The sequence below is a fragment of the Halanaerobium praevalens DSM 2228 genome (genome assembly GCF_000165465.1).
GTDB lineage: Bacteria > Bacillota > Halanaerobiia > Halanaerobiales > Halanaerobiaceae > Halanaerobium > Halanaerobium praevalens.
The window spans coordinates 447,898-465,090 of sequence record NC_017455.1 but is presented as its reverse complement, the minus strand read 5'-3'; the positions used below and the strand labels follow the sequence as shown (position 1 = coordinate 465,090).

Genomic DNA, 17,193 nt, shown 5'->3' with positions numbered 1-17,193 from the left:
TTTTAAAATGAAAAAAAAGTATTTTATTTATTTAATTTTAATTATTTTACTTTTAAGTTTTAGCCTCAACACAACAGCTCAAAACTTAAAAATTCACTTTATTGATGTCGGCCAGGGAGATGCAATTTTAATTGAAGCAACAGCTGGCCAAAAAATACTAGTTGATGGTGGTGATCGCAAAAATAAAATAACTAAAAACTTAATTGACTATTTAAAAAAACAAAATATTAAAAAATTAGATTATTTAGTTAGTACTCATCCACATGCAGATCATATTGGAGGACTAGCGGCTGTTATTGATAACTTTGAAGTAAAAACAGTCTTAGATAGTGGTAAAGTACACACCTCAAAAACTTATGAAAACTATTTACTTAAAATTGACCAAAATCAAATTGATTTTCAAACTCCTCGCCAAGGTGATTTAATTAAACTTGGTAAAACTAAATTAAGATTTTTACACCCTGAAGTAGAAAATAATAATTATGATTTAAATAATTCTTCTTTAGTTTTTGTACTTGAATTTGGTAAACATAAATTTCTTTTTACTGGTGATATAGAAAAAGAAGTTGAAAAAAAATTATTAAAAGCTTATCCAAATTTAAAAGTAACTTTAGTTAAAGCAGCTCATCATGGTAGTAAAAGTTCAAGCTTTCCAGCCTTAATTCAAAGCTTAGAGCCAGAACTTGTAGTTATCCAAGTTGGAGCAGATAATAAATATGGCCATCCAGCTGCTAAAGTTTTAAAACTTTATCAAAAATTAAATGCTAAAGTATATCGCAATGATTTAAATGGTAATCTAGTTTTGACTTCAAATGGTAATAATTATACAGTCAAAGTAGAAAAAAATATCAAAAAAAATATACAAAATCAAAACAGTAAACAAAAAATAAATAAAAAAGTTAAAACAAGTAAAGAATTAATTAATCTTAATACTGCTTCAGTTCAAGACTTAACAAATCTCTGGGGAGTTGGGCCAGCTACAGCAGCTAAAATAATTAAATATCGACAGCAAAATGGGCCTTTTACTCAAATTGAACAAATCAAAAAAGTTAAAGGAATCAGTAATACTAAATTCAAAAAATGGCAAGATAAAATAACTATTTAATTGATTTGACTAAATTAAATTTAAAATTGAAAGGGATGATTTAATGAAAGTAACTGTTGATAAAATTGAGGCAAAAAAAGCCAGACTCTTAATTAGACCAGAGGAAAAAGAATCATTTACTATAGCAACTAATAAACTGCCAGAATCTATATCTGAGGGAAGTATTTTAGAAGTTAAATTTGAATTAAAAGAAACAGAAACTAAAGCGGCTAAAAAGAGAGTGTCTAATCTTCTAGACAAATTAAAAAATAAATAATAAATTAAAGGGGGCAGTTTAAAAACTGCCCCCTTTAAAGACTTAGTTATAACTTTAATTAGGGTTTCATTGCTTCAAATAAAAGTTGAGAGAATTCTGTATTTTGCATCATTCCATTAAAAGCATCTGCTCCCTCACCATAAGCAAATACGGGTACAGAATTAAGAGTATGGCCACCTGTATCAGATTTAGCCCTAATATCAGCACTTACTACTCCAACATTATTTTTAGCAGCAATAATTGAACCTATCTGCCAGCCTACTTTATATTCATAATATAAAGAACCATCATCTTTATTGACCACATTACCGAATTATAACTGAGAAAGCCTCGCCTATGATAATAGGCGGGGATAAATCAGCTATTTTAATTTTTAGTCAATGTGGAAATTAAAATTTTGTATAATATGTTCTTGAAAATGAACATATGTTTATAATATAATGTGTTTAACAGCTAACATTTAGGAGATTTTAATAATGAATACCTATAAAAGCACAAGACATGCAAAGTTTCTTTTAAATTATCATTTTATATGGATTCCTATTATATCAGCTTTGCCTAAGTATTCTCCCAGTAAGCTAATGAATATCATTAAAGGTACTACTGGAGGGAGAATATCAAAGCACTTTCCAGAGTTGAATATTAAAGGTTCTATTTGGACTAGAGCATATTTTGTAGCTACTGCAGGTAATGTGAGTTCTGAAACTATCCAACACTACATTGAAAATAAAAGGTGATTAATATGCAGCTAACCTATATTTTAGAGTTGTTAAAACCAACTAAAAGAAAAGAAAATATATTCTTAAATAACATTGCTGAAGTAGTTAAGAATCGTCAGGCTGTCGCTGCCAAACTTAAAGCAGGAGAAACTAATTTGAGTTCTGCTGACTTTAAAGAGATAAACCTACCTGCCGCTGTTAAAAATCAGAATATTAGGGAAGTTAAAGCTTTCCACAAACTATTCTTAAAATCTGGTTCTGATAAAGATAATATCGAATTCAAAGCTAACCAGCCTATTTGCTATAATAATCAAAATTATACGATTGATCATCATATAATCTCAATTCCTTTTTATACTACTAAATGTCAGCGCTTTGCCTTCCCTGTTAAGCAGACTGAAAGATTTGAAAAGCTGCAGCAGCATATTGATAGTGGCTGCAAATTGGGTAAAGCCTGTCTTTTCTACAAAAGAGGTAAATGGTATTTTGCTGTAACAATTAAAATTGCTGTTAAAAAAAATACTAATTCTAATTTAATGGGAATTGATATAGGACTTCGACAATTTGCGGTTGCCAGTGTTAAAACTCATCGAGGCAAAGAAATTAATTGCCAATTCCACAATGGTAAACAGGCAGGTTTTATTCGTAAAAAGTATCGTATGTTAAGAAGAAAACTGGGTCAATCTAAAAAAGTTAAAGCTATTAAAAATATTAATGACAAAGAGCAGAGATGGATGACTGATTTAAACCATAAAATTAGCCGCCAGCTTATTAATCTTGCTGTGCAGGAGCAAGTTGGGACTATAATTATGGAGAATTTAGAGAATATCCGTAATACTGCTAAGAGTCTTAATAGAGCAGATAGAAACATCCACAGCTGGACTTTTTATCAACTTCAACAATTTATTGAATACAAGGCTGAATTAGCTGGGATTAAGGTAGAATACATTAACCCTAAATATACTTCCCAGAGTTGTTCTAAATGCAACAAAGTTAAAAAATCTAACCGCAAAGCTAATCTATACTCTTGCGAGTGTGGTAATCATATCCACGCTGATTTAAATGCAAGTCGTAATATAGCTAATAAATATTTAGAACAACAATCTGCTTAGATGGTAATAGTCTAAGTGCCTGAGTGCCTATATTAGCAATAGTGCTAGGAATATGCTATTAGAATGCATAGTCGGCTATCTCAGGAGGGCTGATGACACAGCCTAAAGTTTGCGTCATGACGGTCTCGATGACCTAATACTGAAACTATCAATACGCAACTACAAAGAGAGTTTCAGTGCACTTGCCTACCAGAAATGGACTGGCATTTAATCAGCATACAACCTCGTGACGGTCTCAATGGCCTAATACCGAAACTATCATTGCATAATACAAAGGAGATTTTCGGTAAAAGTTCCTTTAAGGAATCCTCGTTTGTGAGCATTGCGAACGGACGGGGAGGATGTCAAACCAGTTGCTTTATTTCTAATTTGAGCAAAATCTAAAACTGAATCTAATTCCGCTCCATTTTCATTCATGGCAATCGCTCCATTATATACTTTATGACCTGTTGCCATTGCAGTACCAGCAGCAGCTGAATCTGTAACACCTTCAGTAGAGCTGGTCATCATAATAGCAGTTTCTGGTAATTGCATTAGTTCTAGTTCATGGTCTTTATCTTCTGCCATATATCTTGCCATATCAATCTGGCCGATACCCAGACCATCACCAACAAGTAAAATTACATTTTTAACCTCAGCTTGTACAGCTGCTGTAAAAATTAAAGCTGGCCTTAAAATTAAATTATTTAATTTCTAAAATTGATAGCTATTTTAATTTAGCAATTTCAGCTAACATCCAATCTCTAAATTGCTTTTCTTTAATTTTTACTGCCAATTTCACATTCTTTTCAATTGAATAGCGATTATCTAAATCAGCAACAGTAGTTCCAGCTGCAGGGCCAGAAACAGCTATTTCAAAATTAGTTTCTTGAAAATCAAAAATTTCAGGTTTAAGTAAATAGCAAATAGTACAAATATCATGCATCATTAAACCAGCTTGATCTATATCACCACCACGATAATGACTAAAAATAGAATACAACATCTTACCAGTTTCTCCTAAAGTTTTGAGCTCAGCTATATCTTTTTTAGTCAGTAAAGCTTTAGTAGTTACTCTTAAACCAAATACTGTAAGATCTAAGCCAGAATTTAAAACTATCTGAACAGCATGCGGATCTACTTTAAAATTAAATTCTGCACTAGAATTAGTATTTCCACCAATTGTCGAGCCCCCCATCATTACAATTTCTGCTATCTGGCTTTTAACTTCAGGATACATATTTAAAAGTAAGGCTATATTCGTTAAGGGTCCAATGGTAACTAAAGTTACTTTTTTTGTACTGGCTAAAATTCTTTTTTGCATCTCATAAACTGCATGTTCTGCTAAAAGTGAGCGCTCACTTTTGGGGAAATCATAGCCACCCATCCCAGTCTCACCGTGAATTAGACTGGCATCTTCATATTCTTTTAATAAGGGTATAGAATTACCTTTAGCTAATGGTGTTTGTTTCTCAAAGAAATCAAGAATTTTTTTAGCATTTTCTGTTGTATAATTCACATTAACATTTCCAGCAACTGTACTAATCATTGCTACTTCTAATTTTGGATTAGTCAAAGCTATTGCTAAAGCTGCTGCATCATCTATTCCTGGATCTGTATCAATTATTATTTTCTTTTTCATTGAATTTCTCCTTTTTAATAATTTTTTGCAGACTTGATTCTAATTGGTACTGCCCCATCTTTATCTCTCTCCCTCTTTAAATTCTAATAATTCCTGAATATCTTCCCAACTAATTGCCCTGATTGGATTAACATTATCTTCAATTACATTATTAAATAAATCCTGTTTTCTTTCTTGAAGTTTTAACATCTTTTCTTCTACCGTTCCTCTAGTAATTAACTTATAGACCATCACTCTATTTTGCTGGCCCAAACGATGAGCTCGATCAGTAGCTTGTCTTTCAACCATTGGGTTCCACCAGGGATCTACATGAACCACCATATCAGCTGCAGTAAGATTTAAACCAACACCACCTGCTTTGAGACTAATTAAGAAAATCTTAACTTCGCAATTATTATTAAATTCTTTTACTTTTTGCATCCGCTTTCTAGTTGAACCATCTAAATAAAGATAATTAAGTCCCTGTTGGTCTAATTCAGAACGAATTAATTTTAACATCTTAACAAACTGACTAAAAACAATAATTTTATGGCCACCACTTAAAGCATCAGCTAATAGTTCTTTTAAAGCCTCAAGTTTACCTGAATTATAAGTTGAAGCTTTTTCTCCTAAAATAAGAGCTGGGTGATTACAAATCTGGCGTAATTTAGTTAAAGCAGCTAAAATATTAATCCGAGATCTATTAAATCCTTTGTCGGAAACAGTTTGGCTTAATTCACCTCTCAAATCTGCTAAAACAGTTTGATAACTATCTGCTTGTAGTTGAGTCATACTAACTGGGTGGACATTAATAATTTTATCAGGTAACTCTTTTAACACTTCTCCTTTACGCCTTCTTAATATAAAGGGAGCTACTCTTTCTTTGAGTTCTAACATTTTTTCTTTTTCATTATTTTTACTGATTGGGTTTAAAAAATTATTCTTAAAATAGCTATAATTACCAAGATAACCAGGCATTAAAAAATCAAATATCGACCAAAGTTCCTCAATTGAATTTTCTAAAGGAGTTCCAGTTAAAGCTAAACGAGAATGAGCTGTAATATTTTTTACAGCTTTAGCCCTTTTAGTCCTATGATTTTTAATATGCTGAGCCTCATCTAAAATTGCAAAAGAAAAACTTATATTTTCTGCATTTAAATCATCTACATCACGACTAATAGTCGAATATGAAGAAATAATTAAATCATAATCTTTAAACTCATTTTGCATTTCTTTTCTAACAGCTGGGCTACCATAATAAACTAAAGTCTTTAACTTAGGGAAAAATTTAGCAGCTTCTTCCTGCCAATTATAAATTAAGGTCCTGGGACATAAAACTAAAGCTGCTTTTTTAGGAGCAACACTTTTAATTAAAGTTAACATCTGTAAAGTTTTACCTAAACCCATATCATCAGCTAAAATACCGCCAAAATGATATTTGTGTAAAAAACGAAGCCAATTATAACCATTTTTTTGATAATCACGCAATTTATTTTTTACAACAGCTGGAATATTTCTTTTTTTAACTACTTTAAGTCCACTAATCTCAGACTCTAAATCATTAAAAACTTGATTACCCTGAAATTGAATTCCACTTTTTTCAACTAAATTCTTATAATATAAAAGATTATGATAGGGAGCCCGATATCCTTCTGCCTCTGATTTTGCATCTTTTAGCATCTGCTCAACTTTTTTCTCTTGCTCACCACTTTCTAAAATATAATACTGATTTGCCAGCTTAATATAAGCTTCTCCTTTTTTATTATAAGAGATTAGTTCTTTTAATTGCTTTCTACTATAACTTTTACCACCTAAATTATAACTAATATTAAAATCAAACCAATTAATTCCAGCTGAATCATCTATTTCAACAATTGGCTCTAACTTAATTTCTTTAATCTCAATCTGCTTAAAACTTTGGCTATAGTCAACTTCCCATTCTTCTGGGATGTGAGTTAATCCATCAGTTATAAATTCCTGAATCTGATTATTATTTTTCAATACAAAAGCTTCTGGTTGCACTTTAAAGTTATATTCTTCTAAAAAATCAATTACTTCTGCTAAAGCTTCATTATCTCTTCCATACCAAATCTTGGACTGTGAACTATCTTTTTTATAAATATTTTGTTCAGTATTAATCCCTAAAAGTTCAGTTTTAGTATATCTTTCTCCATCAAATTCTACTTCTAACTGACAGCTAATCATATTTTGCTCATAATCAAGTTTAAGCTCTATTTTTGGAGTTTCTTTGATCAATTTATAACCTTTTAAATTATCAGAGCGTTTAAGTTTTAAATTTTTTTCTAATTTCGGGAGTATTTCAAATAAAAATTCTCCTTGTCTTCTTTTAGGAATCAAAAATTCAATTGGTAATTGAGAAAATTTATAAAAATCAAGTTTATGAATAGTAGTTCCAATAATAGTCCAACGACAATTTGAGTCACTTCCTTGATAAATAGGGAAATCAGCTTCTGCTAGGTCTATTTTTATTGATTCTAAATCACCATTCAATTTCAATTCTGGTTTTAATTTTTTTCCTTTTTTAATAACTTCTTCATTTTCTGCTAATTTCAATTCAAATTTTTGACTTAAATCTAATAAAAAATTTAGATTTTCTTCATTTTTATTTAAAAGTAAAGAGCTACCTCTACCTTTGCTTTTATTTAAACTAGCTAGTTTTTCTATAATTTCTAATTCATTACCATAAAAATGTTTTTGAACCAAGCTTGCTTGATAATAATGGTAACTATTTGATTCATTTAAAGAATCAATTAATTGTTCTAATTCTTGTTTGCTCAAATAATCAGATTTTAAAATTAATTTAAAGTTTTTTAAACTTTGATCTAAAAGCCCTTTAACTTGATAATCTAATTTTGGTATTTCATTTTCATCATAATTTTTACTAAATTCTAATAAATTTTTAAAACTACGATCTGCAATTTTTTGTTCAACCAAATTAGATTGAAAATCTTTTTGTTCAGCTTTAAACTCTGCAATTTCTTGAGTCAATTCAGCTTCATAATTAACTTTAGTTGAATTAAAATCTTCCTGCATAAATTTATATAAAACAGCAATTTCATGTTTACAATAAGATTCCCAGTCATAAGGGCAATCACAGTGACTATCAAATTCAACCTCAGTTTCTGATAAGCTGACCTTTGCCATAACATTATATTTTTTATCTCCTGAAACTTGGGCTGAAATTTGATAAAGATTAGCTTCTATTTTCTTAATCCGATACTGTAAAACTAAACCCTGTTGATAATAGTCTATTCCCCGTTTATATATTTTATTTGAGACTAAATTTTTAATAAACTTTTTACTACTCATTCTCTCAGCTCCTGCTTTAGTGACTTCTACTTTTAGTGACCCAATTATTTCAAATCATTTTTTTAAACCATCAAAATTGAAGTCTATATTTTATTATATTATATTTAGCCACTCAGAACAACAGTAAAAGGCTTAAATAGTTAGCTTTGTAATACCTGTTTTAAATTGCGAATAAAGACTTGATTGTCAGGTTCTTTTTCAATTGCCTTTTTAAAAAACTTAGCTGCTAACTTTGAATCTCCTAAATTATTATTATAAATAGCCCCAATCTGATTATAAACATAACCTGTTTGGTCATAATAATTAACTGCTTCTTTTAAAAGTAGAACACTTTTTTTCCAATTTTCTTTTTTTTGCTCAGCAATTGATTCTTTAAGTAAAGAAAAATATTTAAGATAATTTGTTTTTAACTCTTCACTCCCACAAATCACTTCTTTTTTTAATTGATAAATCTTTTTTTCTGGAGCTAAATCTAAAGCCTTATTAATTGCTTTTGCAGCAGCTTCCCATTTCTTTTCTAAAATATTAACCTCTGCTAAAGTCGCCCACAAAAAATCATATTCTGATTCAATTGCTATGGCCGTGTTTAAATATTCTTCTCCCTCAATTAATTTATCCTGACCAATTAAGGCTCCAGCTAAATTAAAATAAAGCATAACCTGATCTAAAGCTTCGCTTTTTTCAATCTTAAATAAAATTTCAGCAGCTTCTTGATAATAACCAGCATCTAATTTTTTTATTGCTTTTTTAAATAATCTTTTATCTTTCATTTTTCTAAAAAAACTTTTAATTTTATTTAACATTTTATCATCCTTTAACAAAGTTTTTTAAAACAATTTTAATTAAATAAAAAAATTACCCAGCTAACTAAATGGGTAATTTAAATAAACTATTATTCTATTTCTTTAACTCGGCCTACTTTTCCACTTTCAAGCATAACTTTAATTCCATGAGGATGAGTTGCAGAATTAGTTAGAATTCTTTTAATAATACCCTCAGTTAAATTACCACTTCTTTGATCTTTTTTCTGCACTACTTTAACTTTTAAACCTTTTTTCAGCTTAGATCTTTGCTTTCCTTCCATAAATATACCCCTTAATTAATTATATTTTGAACCTTAATTAAAATTATAGCACAGCTAAGCCTTGAGGTAAATTAAATTAAAGGATATTTAAAAGAAATCGCTAATTAAATTAATAAGTGAATCTTTTAATAAACGAAGGAGTGGTAATAATGACAGATTCTACTATTATGGCAATTTTAATTGACAAAAGGACTGATGCTGCCCCAAAAGTACAAAAAATATTAACTGAACATGGGTGTATCATTAAAACCCGCTTAGGAATGCATGAAAGTGCTAATTGTGCTGATCAAGGAATGATTATTTTAGACTTAACTGCAAATAATAGTGAAGTTGAAGCTTTAAAAGCAGAATTAAGTTCTTTAGCTGGAGTTAAAGTAAAGAGTATGCTGCTTGACTTTGAATAATTGTATTTTCTTTTAAATTTAATTAAGTCCTGAAGCTAATAAAAGTTAAATTGTTTTGCTTCAGGACTTTTAATTTTTAGTTATTTTTACCATCATAGAAAATTGCTTTAGGTAATTTTATTTTTTCAATCCAGTCTTTAATTTCTCCTTCTTTAACCTGATTAGAAACAAATTCGTTATGAGAAAAATTAATGAAAATACCATTCAGCGAAGATTTTTTCATTTCTTTTTTCAAACTGCTCAAATCTTGATATTCAATTAATTTTTCATCTATTTTAAAATCTTTAGCTGCTGCTAGCTCCTCTAATTCAGCTAAATATTCTTTAGCATTGTCTTGATAAATATCCACAACTGATTCTTCTACATCACTAACTACTTTTTCACCTAAAAAACCTACATCAGAAATTAAATGTTCAAAAAGTCTAGGAACCCCTTCTAACATAACAGCTCTAACTAAAAGCTGATCTCCCTGATTAAGTTTTTCTTTTAAATAAGAATTGATTTCACTTAAACCACAATAACTAAATAAAATTAACATATATTTTTCCATTTATTTATCCCTCTCATATTCAAAGCTTTATTTAAATAAAAATATCTAGTCCAATTAAAGGCCAATAAAATCTAGCAACTAAAATATAAATAAACCAGCCAATAACTTTCAACAATAAACCCCATTTTAAAGCATCTTTAACTTCATAATAACCAGAAGAAAAAGCAATAGCATTTGGGGGAGTTCCCATTGGTAATAAAAAAGCAAGACCACCTGATAAAGCAACTGATAAAGTAAGTAAAATTGGATTTAAACTATAAGCTTCAGCTGCACTAAAAGCTAAAGGTAAAATTACAGCTACTGAAGCTATATTACTCACCCCTTCAGTTAAAATTGAAGTAAAGACTGCAAGTAAAAAGATAAATAAAAATGGAGCTAATTCAATTTGGGAAAAGAAACGAGCAGCCATCCAATCAGTAACTCCAGTTTCTACTAAAGAAGAAGCTACTACAATAGCTCCACCATACATTAAAATTACTCCCCAGTTAACATATTCTTCAACTTCTTTCCAACTAACTACTTTAAAGGCCACAATTAAAACACCACCTAAAAGTGCAGTGACAGCAATATTAATTATGGTTGATAAAAATAGCCAGCTAAAAACAACAGCTGCTAAAATAATAATTAATCTCTGCTCTGCCCCAGATAAAGATCCTTTAGCTTCAGATTTAGCTTTTAATTTTTTTAATGACCTTGAAGTATCATCAATATCAATTACTGTAAATTTAGCTATAATTACTGCAAAAACTATTAAAAGTAAAAAAGGAAGAGGCCAACTATATTTAATCCATTCAAAGAAACCTATTGAAATTCCATAATGTTTTTCTAAAAGTCCAACCGCTAATAAATTACGAGCACCACCAAGATAAGTTGTAATTCCACCAATAACAGTTCCCCAGGCCATGGTTAGAAAAAGTAATTTACCATAATTGCTCTCTAATGGTTTTAAATCAAGACTAACAGCAATCTCTAATACAATTGGGAAAAGTAAAGCTGCAACTGCATGTTCTGGCATAATTAATGATAAAAAAGCAGCTGTAAATAAAATTCCATAAAGAAGTTTTAAAGGACTACTACCACTAAAAGAGATTATCTTAAAAGCCAATCTTGAGCCGAGACCTGTTTGGTAAAGACCTGAAGCTAAAATTAAAGCACCTAAAATAAAAAAGATTGCTTTTGAACCAAAAAGTGAAAATGTATATTCAATGCTCATAATATCTAATAATGGAAGCAGAGCAATCCCCAAAAGTGAAGTCACTGATAAAGGAAGCACATGAGTTACCCAAAAACTTAAAACTAAAATAAAAACTGCTAGTGCTCTCTGACCAGCAGGATTTAAACCTCCCATAGTAGGAATTACAAGGAGAATAACAAAAAATATGATTCCAAAATATTTACTTGCTTCCTTAAAATATTTTGACATAAAAACCTTCCTTCCTTAACAGAATAATTGTAAGTTTAACTTACGTTGTCTAAAAAAATAGCCTCTCTTAATTTTAATAACAAGAGAGGCTATTAAAGCTTTTAACTTAAGTTTTAAGCTAAATTTAAATTTTTAAGTTATCAAATTAAATCAAGTACTAAATCAACTGAATCTTCCAGACTCAATTTTTGAGTATCAACTATCAGATCTGGATTTTCAGGTTCTTCATAGGGAGCAGAAAGACCAGTAAAATTTTTAATTTCACCTTTTTTAGCTTTTTGATAAAGGCCTTTCGGATCTCGCTGAGCACAGGTTTTAAGATCCGCCTTAATATAAATTTCTTTGAAATTATCGCTGCCAACAGCTTTTTTGGCTGCTTCTCTACCAGCTTGATAAGGAGAAATAAAAGAAGCTAAAGTAATTAAACCTGCATCAGCAAATAAAGCCGCTACTTCTCCAATTCTCCTAATATTTTCAACCCGGTCAGGCGCTGTAAATCCTAGATCCTTATTTAAACCAAAACGTAAATTATCACCATCAAGTCGATAAACAGCTTTTCCTTTTCGATAAAGTCTTTTTTCAACTTCGACTGCAATTGTTGATTTACCAGATCCAGATAGTCCAGTAAACCAAAGTACTATTCCTTGCTGGCCCAAAAGTTGTTCTCGAGCAACCTTATTAATCTCACCTGAATGCCATTTTATATTTTCTACCATGGTCTAAAAATAATACCCCGATCCTGAAGTAAGCCTTTAATCTGAGCAGAAACTTTAGACTCTGATTTTGATTCAGGAATTTGAAGATCAAATTCTAAATCTGTAGTAACTTTATCACCTAACCAAATAGTTTCAATTTGACGAGGATTAACAGTAGTTTTAATTAATTCTAAATCAGCTTGACTTAGCTCTACAGCAGTTACTATTAAAATCGCGCCTGCATCTAACATTAAGTGAGACACTTCAGCTAAACGACGCAAATGCTCTTCTTTTTTCTTTTCATTATCACCATTTTTAATATCAGCATCAACACCATAAAGTAGATTACCAATCCCCAGAAAATAAACAACTTTACCATCATTAAATAATCTTTTTTCTAAAGCTTTAGCTGTTGGTTTTTTACCAACATCTTCTTCACCTGTAATTAAAATTAGAGTTGATTTTTGATTATATTTTTCAGCTCTTTCTTCTCTACTAATCAAGCTCTGTTCCCATTTATAATTACGACGCATAACTTTTTCTCTAATCCAGCTTTGTTCATCTTCTAATGCCTCTGATATAATACCTCCACCTGTAATTTCAAAATCATCAACAATTACAAAGCGACTGCTTTCTTCAATTTCACCTGCTAAATCAAAAGCCATTGCTTTATCTAATTTAAAAATTACTTCAGCTACATCATGACGTTCAATTTTTTCTTTGCTTTGGTCTTGATTTAAATTAGAAGCGTCAATAACCCGATTAATTTTTTCTAATCGAGCCTTAACTTTAGCTGTTCCCAATTTTAAATGATAAACCTTATCCTTAACCAAATCTTGAGTTGCTAACCAAAAAAGATTGGCTTTAATTCTTGCCGAAACTTGAGGTTCAGCTTCATCAGCCCTAGCAGCTAATTCTCCTCTTGTAATATATATTTGCTCATCAAGAGTAAAACCTGTTGCTTTAGCAACCTTAACCTTATGCTGCTTTGCTTCTTTAAAACCTTCTATAGTTTTGACTTTACTTTTTTTACCAGAAGGATAGAACACTACTTCATCACCAACATTTAATTCTCCAGCTGCAACAGTACCAGCTACTATGCGGCGATCATCTCCGCCTTTAGTAAATTTATAGACGTCCTGAACAGGCATTCTAAAAGGCTTATTATGAGGCAAAGCTTGATTTTTAAAACTATCTAATTGTTCTAAAACAGTTTGGCCCTGATACCAATCCATATTTTTAGAATTCTGAGCTATATTGTCACCAAGCATTCCACTTACTGGAATAAATGCTTCTGCCTCTAATCCAATCTCAGTTAAAAAATCAGTATATTCTGCTATAATTTTTTGATATGTGGCTTGATCATAATCAACTAGGTCCATCTTGTTCACTACAACTGCAATTTGTTTAATTCCCAGCATTGAAAGCATATAACCATGGCGGCGAGAATTTTCTTTTACTCCCTCAGCAGCATCAATAACTAATAAAGCTGCTTCTGCTCTAGCTGCACCAGTCACCATATTTTTTAAAAATTCAATATGACCAGGTGCATCTAAAATTATATATTGTCTAAAATCAGTTTGAAAAAAAACACGAGCTGAATCAATTGTAATACCTTGAGCTTGTTCATCTTTTAAAGCATCAAGTAAAAAAGCATATTCAAAAGGCTTAGAGTTTTTACGACAGGTTTCTTTAACCTTTTCTAATTTACCTTCAGGTAAAGAATCAGTATCTGCTAACATTCTTCCAATTATTGTACTTTTACCATGATCAACATGACCTGCAATTACTAAATTTAAATCCTGTTCTCCGATTGTATTATTCATCATTACCCCCTACATATACCCATCTTTACGTAATTCTTCTAAACCGCCACCATCTTCTTTATCTTGAGCTCTTCCGTCTCTTTCAGCTATATTAGCAAATTTACCTGTTTTGAGTTCTGCAACTACTTCATCGACTGTAGATGCTGTAGACTCAACAGGTTCAGTACAAGGTGCACAACCTAAAGAACGATAACGTTTACCTTGACCTTGATCAAAATATAAAGAAACCATTGGTATTTTTTCTCGCTGAATATATTCCCAGACATCAAGTTCAGTCCAATCTAAAAGTGGATGAATTCTCACATGAGTCCCTGGAGCAAAATCAGTTTTATATTGATCCCAAAATTCAGGTGGCTGATCTCCAATATCCCAGTCATTATTTCGATCTCTAGGAGAAAAATATCTTTCTTTTGAGCGTGAACCCTCTTCATCAGCTCTAGCACCAACAATTACACCTGTATATGGCTCACGATTACTATCTAATTCATATTGATCTTTATTATGATTATATCTATAACGATGCCAATTACCATTTAGAGTATTCTTCAATGCCGCAGTTTTTAAACGACCACAACATTCTAAATGGCTTAATTTACCTTCAGGAAAAGTTTCTCCTGCTGCCAAAGTTTCTTCATCTTGACCATAAATCATATCTAATCTCCACTCTTTTGCCAGCTTATCTCGATGTTTAATCATCTCTGGAATCATATAGCTAGTGTCAATATGTACCAGTGGGATGGGAACATGTCCAAAAAATGCCTTTCTAGCTAACCAGAGCATTACCGTTGAATCTTTACCAACTGACCACAACATACAAATATTATTAAATTCACTATATGCCTCTCGTAAAATATGGATACTTCTACTTTCTAATTTGTCTAAATGATCCAAACTTGACCCTCCTTAAAAATTAAAATTTCCTTTAAATTTAAAATACTTAAATTATAATCCTAGTTACTCCAAATCTGCTCCACCAATATATTTTTGACCATTAATTTTAATAAAAGCAGTTAAAGGATAAACTTTTGTATTCATAAGATCATTATGGATATTCTCTAAAATATTAACTTCAAAATCCAAAAAGCTTGTATTTATTTGATAAACTAAAGAATCAGCTTTCTCCACTATCTTAAAATTGCTTTGAGGAATTATAATTTTATTTGCTAAATAATCATATTTTAATTCCAAACTATTTTGATTAATTTTCAGTTCCCAATATGGTTCTTGACCTTTAGCTTTAATTACTGTACTCTTTGCTTTAAAATCAGCTAAATCAACTAAACTGCTTTGATAACTTTGCTCATTTTTTTCTACCAAAAGTTCTCTACCTTTATTCCAAATACTCAATTTAGAATTAGCAAATTTAGCTCCAGATGCTGTTCTCTGTTGTGGTAATAAATATTCTTGATCATCAATTATAACTTGGGCTAAACTGTTTAAGAATCTTACTTGTAAATCTTTTTCACCCTTAAAAGTAAGCCATCTAGCAGGAGTTCTTTTAGTAATCAGCTCAATTTTTTGTTGTTTTAACAATTCAGCTCCATTAAAATTTTTAGTTTCAAGCCAAAACATTTCTCTCCCCGCTTTAATTAAACCAATTAATTGATAATTTGTATTTAAATCTATCTCACTTTCAGCCAAATCTAAATTAAAATTAACTGGAACCCCTTTTAATTTTTTATTTAATTCCTGCACTATCAATTCTCTTTTTGATTTACTTGAATCAACTAGCATTATTTTTGCCTCTGCTGCAGGTCCTAAAGCAATCATTTCTCTATAAGTTAAAGAAACATTTAAATCAGCTGCAGCTGCCTGCAAATTAATAAAAGAAAATAAAAACAAAGTAATTATTAGGCTCAATAAAAGCTTTTTCCAATTAACTTCTGTTATTTTGAGTGTATTCATTTTAATCGTCCTCTCTTTATTTCTAAGTTTTTTAAAAGATTAAAAATTGTATTTCAACCACTTAAATTCTATCAAAGTAATTAGTTAAAAACAAGTAATATTAAAAACAGCCTCCTAAAAGGAGACTGTTATTGGCAAATCCAAATATAAATTATTTTAATTGAGTTTTACACTATTTCTAATAATCATTTCTGTTGGAATACTAACAGTTATTGGTAATTGCCTATCATTTTCTATTCTTTCTGCTAAAGTTCGGACAGCCATAATTCCCATAAACTCAGTTTGAATCTTTACAGTAGATAATGCAGGAATACTAAATTTTGCAGTTGGAATATCATTGATACTTATAATTGAAACATCTTGTGGTACTTTTATTCCTTTTTCATGCAAAGCCCTTAAAACTCCAATTGCCATTGAATCATTTGCAACTACATAAGCTTCTGGCAAGTTATTAATTTTAATTTCTTTTTTAGCAATATTATAACCAGATGAAATTGAAAACTCACCTAAAATTAAATGCTTCTTGTCATATAAGTCACGTCTTTTTAAATAATCAATAAAAGCTCTTTCTCGCTGCTCTGGTCGATCAGCAATATTTTGATCTCTACCACCTATAAAACCAATTTTCCTAAATCCTTTATCCAATAAATAATCCAGAATATTATTTATTACTTTTTTTAAATTAACTACTATTGAATCAAATCCATTCTTATTAACTTGACGATCTACAAAAACAATATGTTTTGATATTTTTTGCAGATAATCTATTTCTTGATCATTAAAACTACCAATAGCAATAATTCCATCAATATTTAATTTGGAATCAAATTTTAAGTCATCTTCATTTTTATATATTTTTTGAATATTAATTTTTTTATCTTTTGATTCTAATTCAATTCCATAAAAAATTGATAAATAATAAGGATCCTCGATTTCTGTTTCTTGACTAAAAGCTGTTATAGTTAAAAAATTTAGTTTTTTAGCAGGACTTTTTCTGTTTTTATATTTTTCAATTAGAGGAACATATTCAAGCTCTTCTACAGCTTCATAAATCTTTTTTCTAGTTTCATCTTTAACAGAAATATTAGTATCACCATTCAAAACCCGAGAAACAGTTGAATTAGAAACATTAGCTTTTTTTGCTATATCAGCTATTGTAGCCATCTAACCACGCCTTTCCTAAT

General features: G+C 30.3%; 18 protein-coding genes. 5 read left to right on the top strand and 13 right to left on the bottom strand.

The features are described from left to right. Positions 1-7: 7 nt before the first annotated feature. Entirely contained in the window at positions 8-1,105 is a 1,098-nt protein-coding gene (locus HPRAE_RS02045) for a helix-hairpin-helix domain-containing protein (protein WP_014552591.1), read from the top strand. A gap of 43 nt (positions 1,106-1,148) precedes the next feature. Further along, on the top strand, positions 1,149-1,361 hold the full coding sequence (locus HPRAE_RS02040) for a DUF3006 domain-containing protein (RefSeq protein WP_014552590.1): 213 nt from the start codon (positions 1,149-1,151) through the stop codon (positions 1,359-1,361). 58 nt (positions 1,362-1,419) lie between these two features. On the opposite strand, the gene HPRAE_RS02035 is transcribed toward HPRAE_RS02040, so the two are convergent. After that, positions 1,420-1,665 (bottom strand): hypothetical protein, encoded by a 246-nt coding sequence (locus tag HPRAE_RS02035; RefSeq protein WP_041606888.1) that lies wholly within the window; start codon positions 1,663-1,665, stop codon positions 1,420-1,422. Positions 1,666-1,837: 172 nt separating this feature from the next. On the opposite strand from HPRAE_RS02035, the gene tnpA reads away from it, so the two are divergent. Together tnpA and HPRAE_RS02025 are read left to right on the top strand one after the other, a co-directional pair. Further along, a complete protein-coding gene (tnpA, locus tag HPRAE_RS02030) occupies positions 1,838-2,098 on the top strand; it encodes an IS200/IS605 family transposase (RefSeq protein WP_014552589.1) in 261 nt (86 codons plus the stop codon). A 5-nt stretch (positions 2,099-2,103) separates the two neighbouring features. Then, entirely contained in the window at positions 2,104-3,192 is a 1,089-nt protein-coding gene (locus HPRAE_RS02025; protein WP_014552588.1) for an RNA-guided endonuclease InsQ/TnpB family protein, read from the top strand. A gap of 258 nt (positions 3,193-3,450) precedes the next feature. Here HPRAE_RS02025 and HPRAE_RS02020 read toward each other — a convergent pair whose 3' ends face one another. The 5 genes from HPRAE_RS02020 to HPRAE_RS02000 all read right to left on the bottom strand — a co-directional run bounded on the left by HPRAE_RS02020 (position 3,451) and on the right by HPRAE_RS02000 (position 9,206). Continuing rightward, complete coding sequence (locus HPRAE_RS02020; protein ID WP_280985078.1) at positions 3,451-3,813, bottom strand: alkaline phosphatase; 363 nt, start codon at positions 3,811-3,813, stop codon at positions 3,451-3,453. An 85-nt stretch (positions 3,814-3,898) separates the two neighbouring features. Next, positions 3,899-4,813, bottom strand: a complete 915-nt coding sequence (rihC, locus tag HPRAE_RS02015) for a ribonucleoside hydrolase RihC (protein WP_014552587.1) — start codon at positions 4,811-4,813, stop codon at positions 3,899-3,901. A 60-nt stretch (positions 4,814-4,873) separates the two neighbouring features. After that, positions 4,874-8,122 (bottom strand): SNF2-related protein, encoded by a 3,249-nt coding sequence (locus tag HPRAE_RS02010; protein ID WP_014552586.1) that lies wholly within the window; start codon positions 8,120-8,122, stop codon positions 4,874-4,876. A 140-nt stretch (positions 8,123-8,262) separates the two neighbouring features. Then, entirely contained in the window at positions 8,263-8,925 is a 663-nt protein-coding gene (locus HPRAE_RS02005) for a tetratricopeptide repeat protein (RefSeq protein ID WP_014552585.1), read from the bottom strand. 89 nt (positions 8,926-9,014) lie between these two features. After that, a complete protein-coding gene (locus HPRAE_RS02000) occupies positions 9,015-9,206 on the bottom strand; it encodes a YwbE family protein (protein ID WP_014552584.1) in 192 nt (63 codons plus the stop codon). A gap of 149 nt (positions 9,207-9,355) precedes the next feature. Between HPRAE_RS02000 and HPRAE_RS01995 the strand changes: the two genes are divergently transcribed. Beyond that, positions 9,356-9,610, top strand: a complete 255-nt coding sequence (locus tag HPRAE_RS01995) for a CPF_0552 family protein (RefSeq protein ID WP_014552583.1) — start codon at positions 9,356-9,358, stop codon at positions 9,608-9,610. Positions 9,611-9,686: 76 nt separating this feature from the next. Here the strand turns inward: HPRAE_RS01995 and HPRAE_RS01990 are convergent, their stop codons facing one another. From HPRAE_RS01990 to HPRAE_RS01960, 7 genes are all read right to left on the bottom strand, one after another. Next, positions 9,687-10,160, bottom strand: a complete 474-nt coding sequence (locus tag HPRAE_RS01990) for a hypothetical protein (RefSeq protein ID WP_014552582.1) — start codon at positions 10,158-10,160, stop codon at positions 9,687-9,689. A 31-nt stretch (positions 10,161-10,191) separates the two neighbouring features. Then, on the bottom strand, positions 10,192-11,583 hold the full coding sequence (locus tag HPRAE_RS01985; protein ID WP_014552581.1) for an SLC13 family permease: 1,392 nt from the start codon (positions 11,581-11,583) through the stop codon (positions 10,192-10,194). 140 nt (positions 11,584-11,723) lie between these two features. Continuing rightward, entirely contained in the window at positions 11,724-12,299 is a 576-nt protein-coding gene (gene cysC, locus HPRAE_RS01980) for an adenylyl-sulfate kinase (RefSeq protein ID WP_014552580.1), read from the bottom strand. Continuing rightward, positions 12,293-14,104 (bottom strand): GTP-binding protein, encoded by a 1,812-nt coding sequence (locus HPRAE_RS01975; RefSeq protein ID WP_014552579.1) that lies wholly within the window; start codon positions 14,102-14,104, stop codon positions 12,293-12,295. Before HPRAE_RS01975 ends, cysC begins: the two co-directional genes overlap by 7 nt. 9 nt (positions 14,105-14,113) lie before the next feature. Beyond that, positions 14,114-14,995, bottom strand: coding sequence for a sulfate adenylyltransferase subunit CysD (cysD, locus tag HPRAE_RS01970; RefSeq protein ID WP_014552578.1), 882 nt, complete (start codon positions 14,993-14,995; stop codon positions 14,114-14,116). Positions 14,996-15,058: 63 nt separating this feature from the next. Next, positions 15,059-16,009 (bottom strand): MliC family protein, encoded by a 951-nt coding sequence (locus HPRAE_RS01965; protein WP_014552577.1) that lies wholly within the window; start codon positions 16,007-16,009, stop codon positions 15,059-15,061. A 156-nt stretch (positions 16,010-16,165) separates the two neighbouring features. After that, positions 16,166-17,173, bottom strand: coding sequence for a LacI family DNA-binding transcriptional regulator (locus HPRAE_RS01960; protein ID WP_014552576.1), 1,008 nt, complete (start codon positions 17,171-17,173; stop codon positions 16,166-16,168). Between the last annotated feature and the right edge of the window lie 20 nt (positions 17,174-17,193).

Excerpts from the sequence above, each read along its gene's own strand:
- HPRAE_RS02010 (WP_014552586.1), bottom strand. The coding sequence starts at position 8,122 with ATGAGTAGTAAAAAGTTTATTAAAAATTTAGTCTCAAATAAAATATAT.
- cysC (WP_014552580.1), bottom strand. The coding sequence starts at position 12,299 with ATGGTAGAAAATATAAAATGGCATTCAGGTGAGATTAATAAGGTTGCT.
- HPRAE_RS01965 (WP_014552577.1), bottom strand. The coding sequence starts at position 16,009 with ATGAATACACTCAAAATAACAGAAGTTAATTGGAAAAAGCTTTTATTG.
- HPRAE_RS02040 (WP_014552590.1), top strand. The coding sequence starts at position 1,149 with ATGAAAGTAACTGTTGATAAAATTGAGGCAAAAAAAGCCAGACTCTTA.
- HPRAE_RS01985 (WP_014552581.1), bottom strand. The coding sequence starts at position 11,583 with ATGTCAAAATATTTTAAGGAAGCAAGTAAATATTTTGGAATCATATTT.
- HPRAE_RS01990 (WP_014552582.1), bottom strand. The coding sequence starts at position 10,160 with ATGGAAAAATATATGTTAATTTTATTTAGTTATTGTGGTTTAAGTGAA.
- HPRAE_RS02005 (WP_014552585.1), bottom strand. The coding sequence starts at position 8,925 with ATGTTAAATAAAATTAAAAGTTTTTTTAGAAAAATGAAAGATAAAAGA.
- HPRAE_RS02025 (WP_014552588.1), top strand. The coding sequence starts at position 2,104 with ATGCAGCTAACCTATATTTTAGAGTTGTTAAAACCAACTAAAAGAAAA.
- HPRAE_RS01960 (WP_014552576.1), bottom strand. The coding sequence starts at position 17,173 with ATGGCTACAATAGCTGATATAGCAAAAAAAGCTAATGTTTCTAATTCA.
- HPRAE_RS02045 (WP_014552591.1), top strand. The coding sequence starts at position 8 with ATGAAAAAAAAGTATTTTATTTATTTAATTTTAATTATTTTACTTTTA.
- HPRAE_RS01995 (WP_014552583.1), top strand. The coding sequence starts at position 9,356 with ATGACAGATTCTACTATTATGGCAATTTTAATTGACAAAAGGACTGAT.
- HPRAE_RS02000 (WP_014552584.1), bottom strand. The coding sequence starts at position 9,206 with ATGGAAGGAAAGCAAAGATCTAAGCTGAAAAAAGGTTTAAAAGTTAAA.
- tnpA (WP_014552589.1), top strand. The coding sequence starts at position 1,838 with ATGAATACCTATAAAAGCACAAGACATGCAAAGTTTCTTTTAAATTAT.
- HPRAE_RS01975 (WP_014552579.1), bottom strand. The coding sequence starts at position 14,104 with ATGAATAATACAATCGGAGAACAGGATTTAAATTTAGTAATTGCAGGT.
- rihC (WP_014552587.1), bottom strand. The coding sequence starts at position 4,813 with ATGAAAAAGAAAATAATAATTGATACAGATCCAGGAATAGATGATGCA.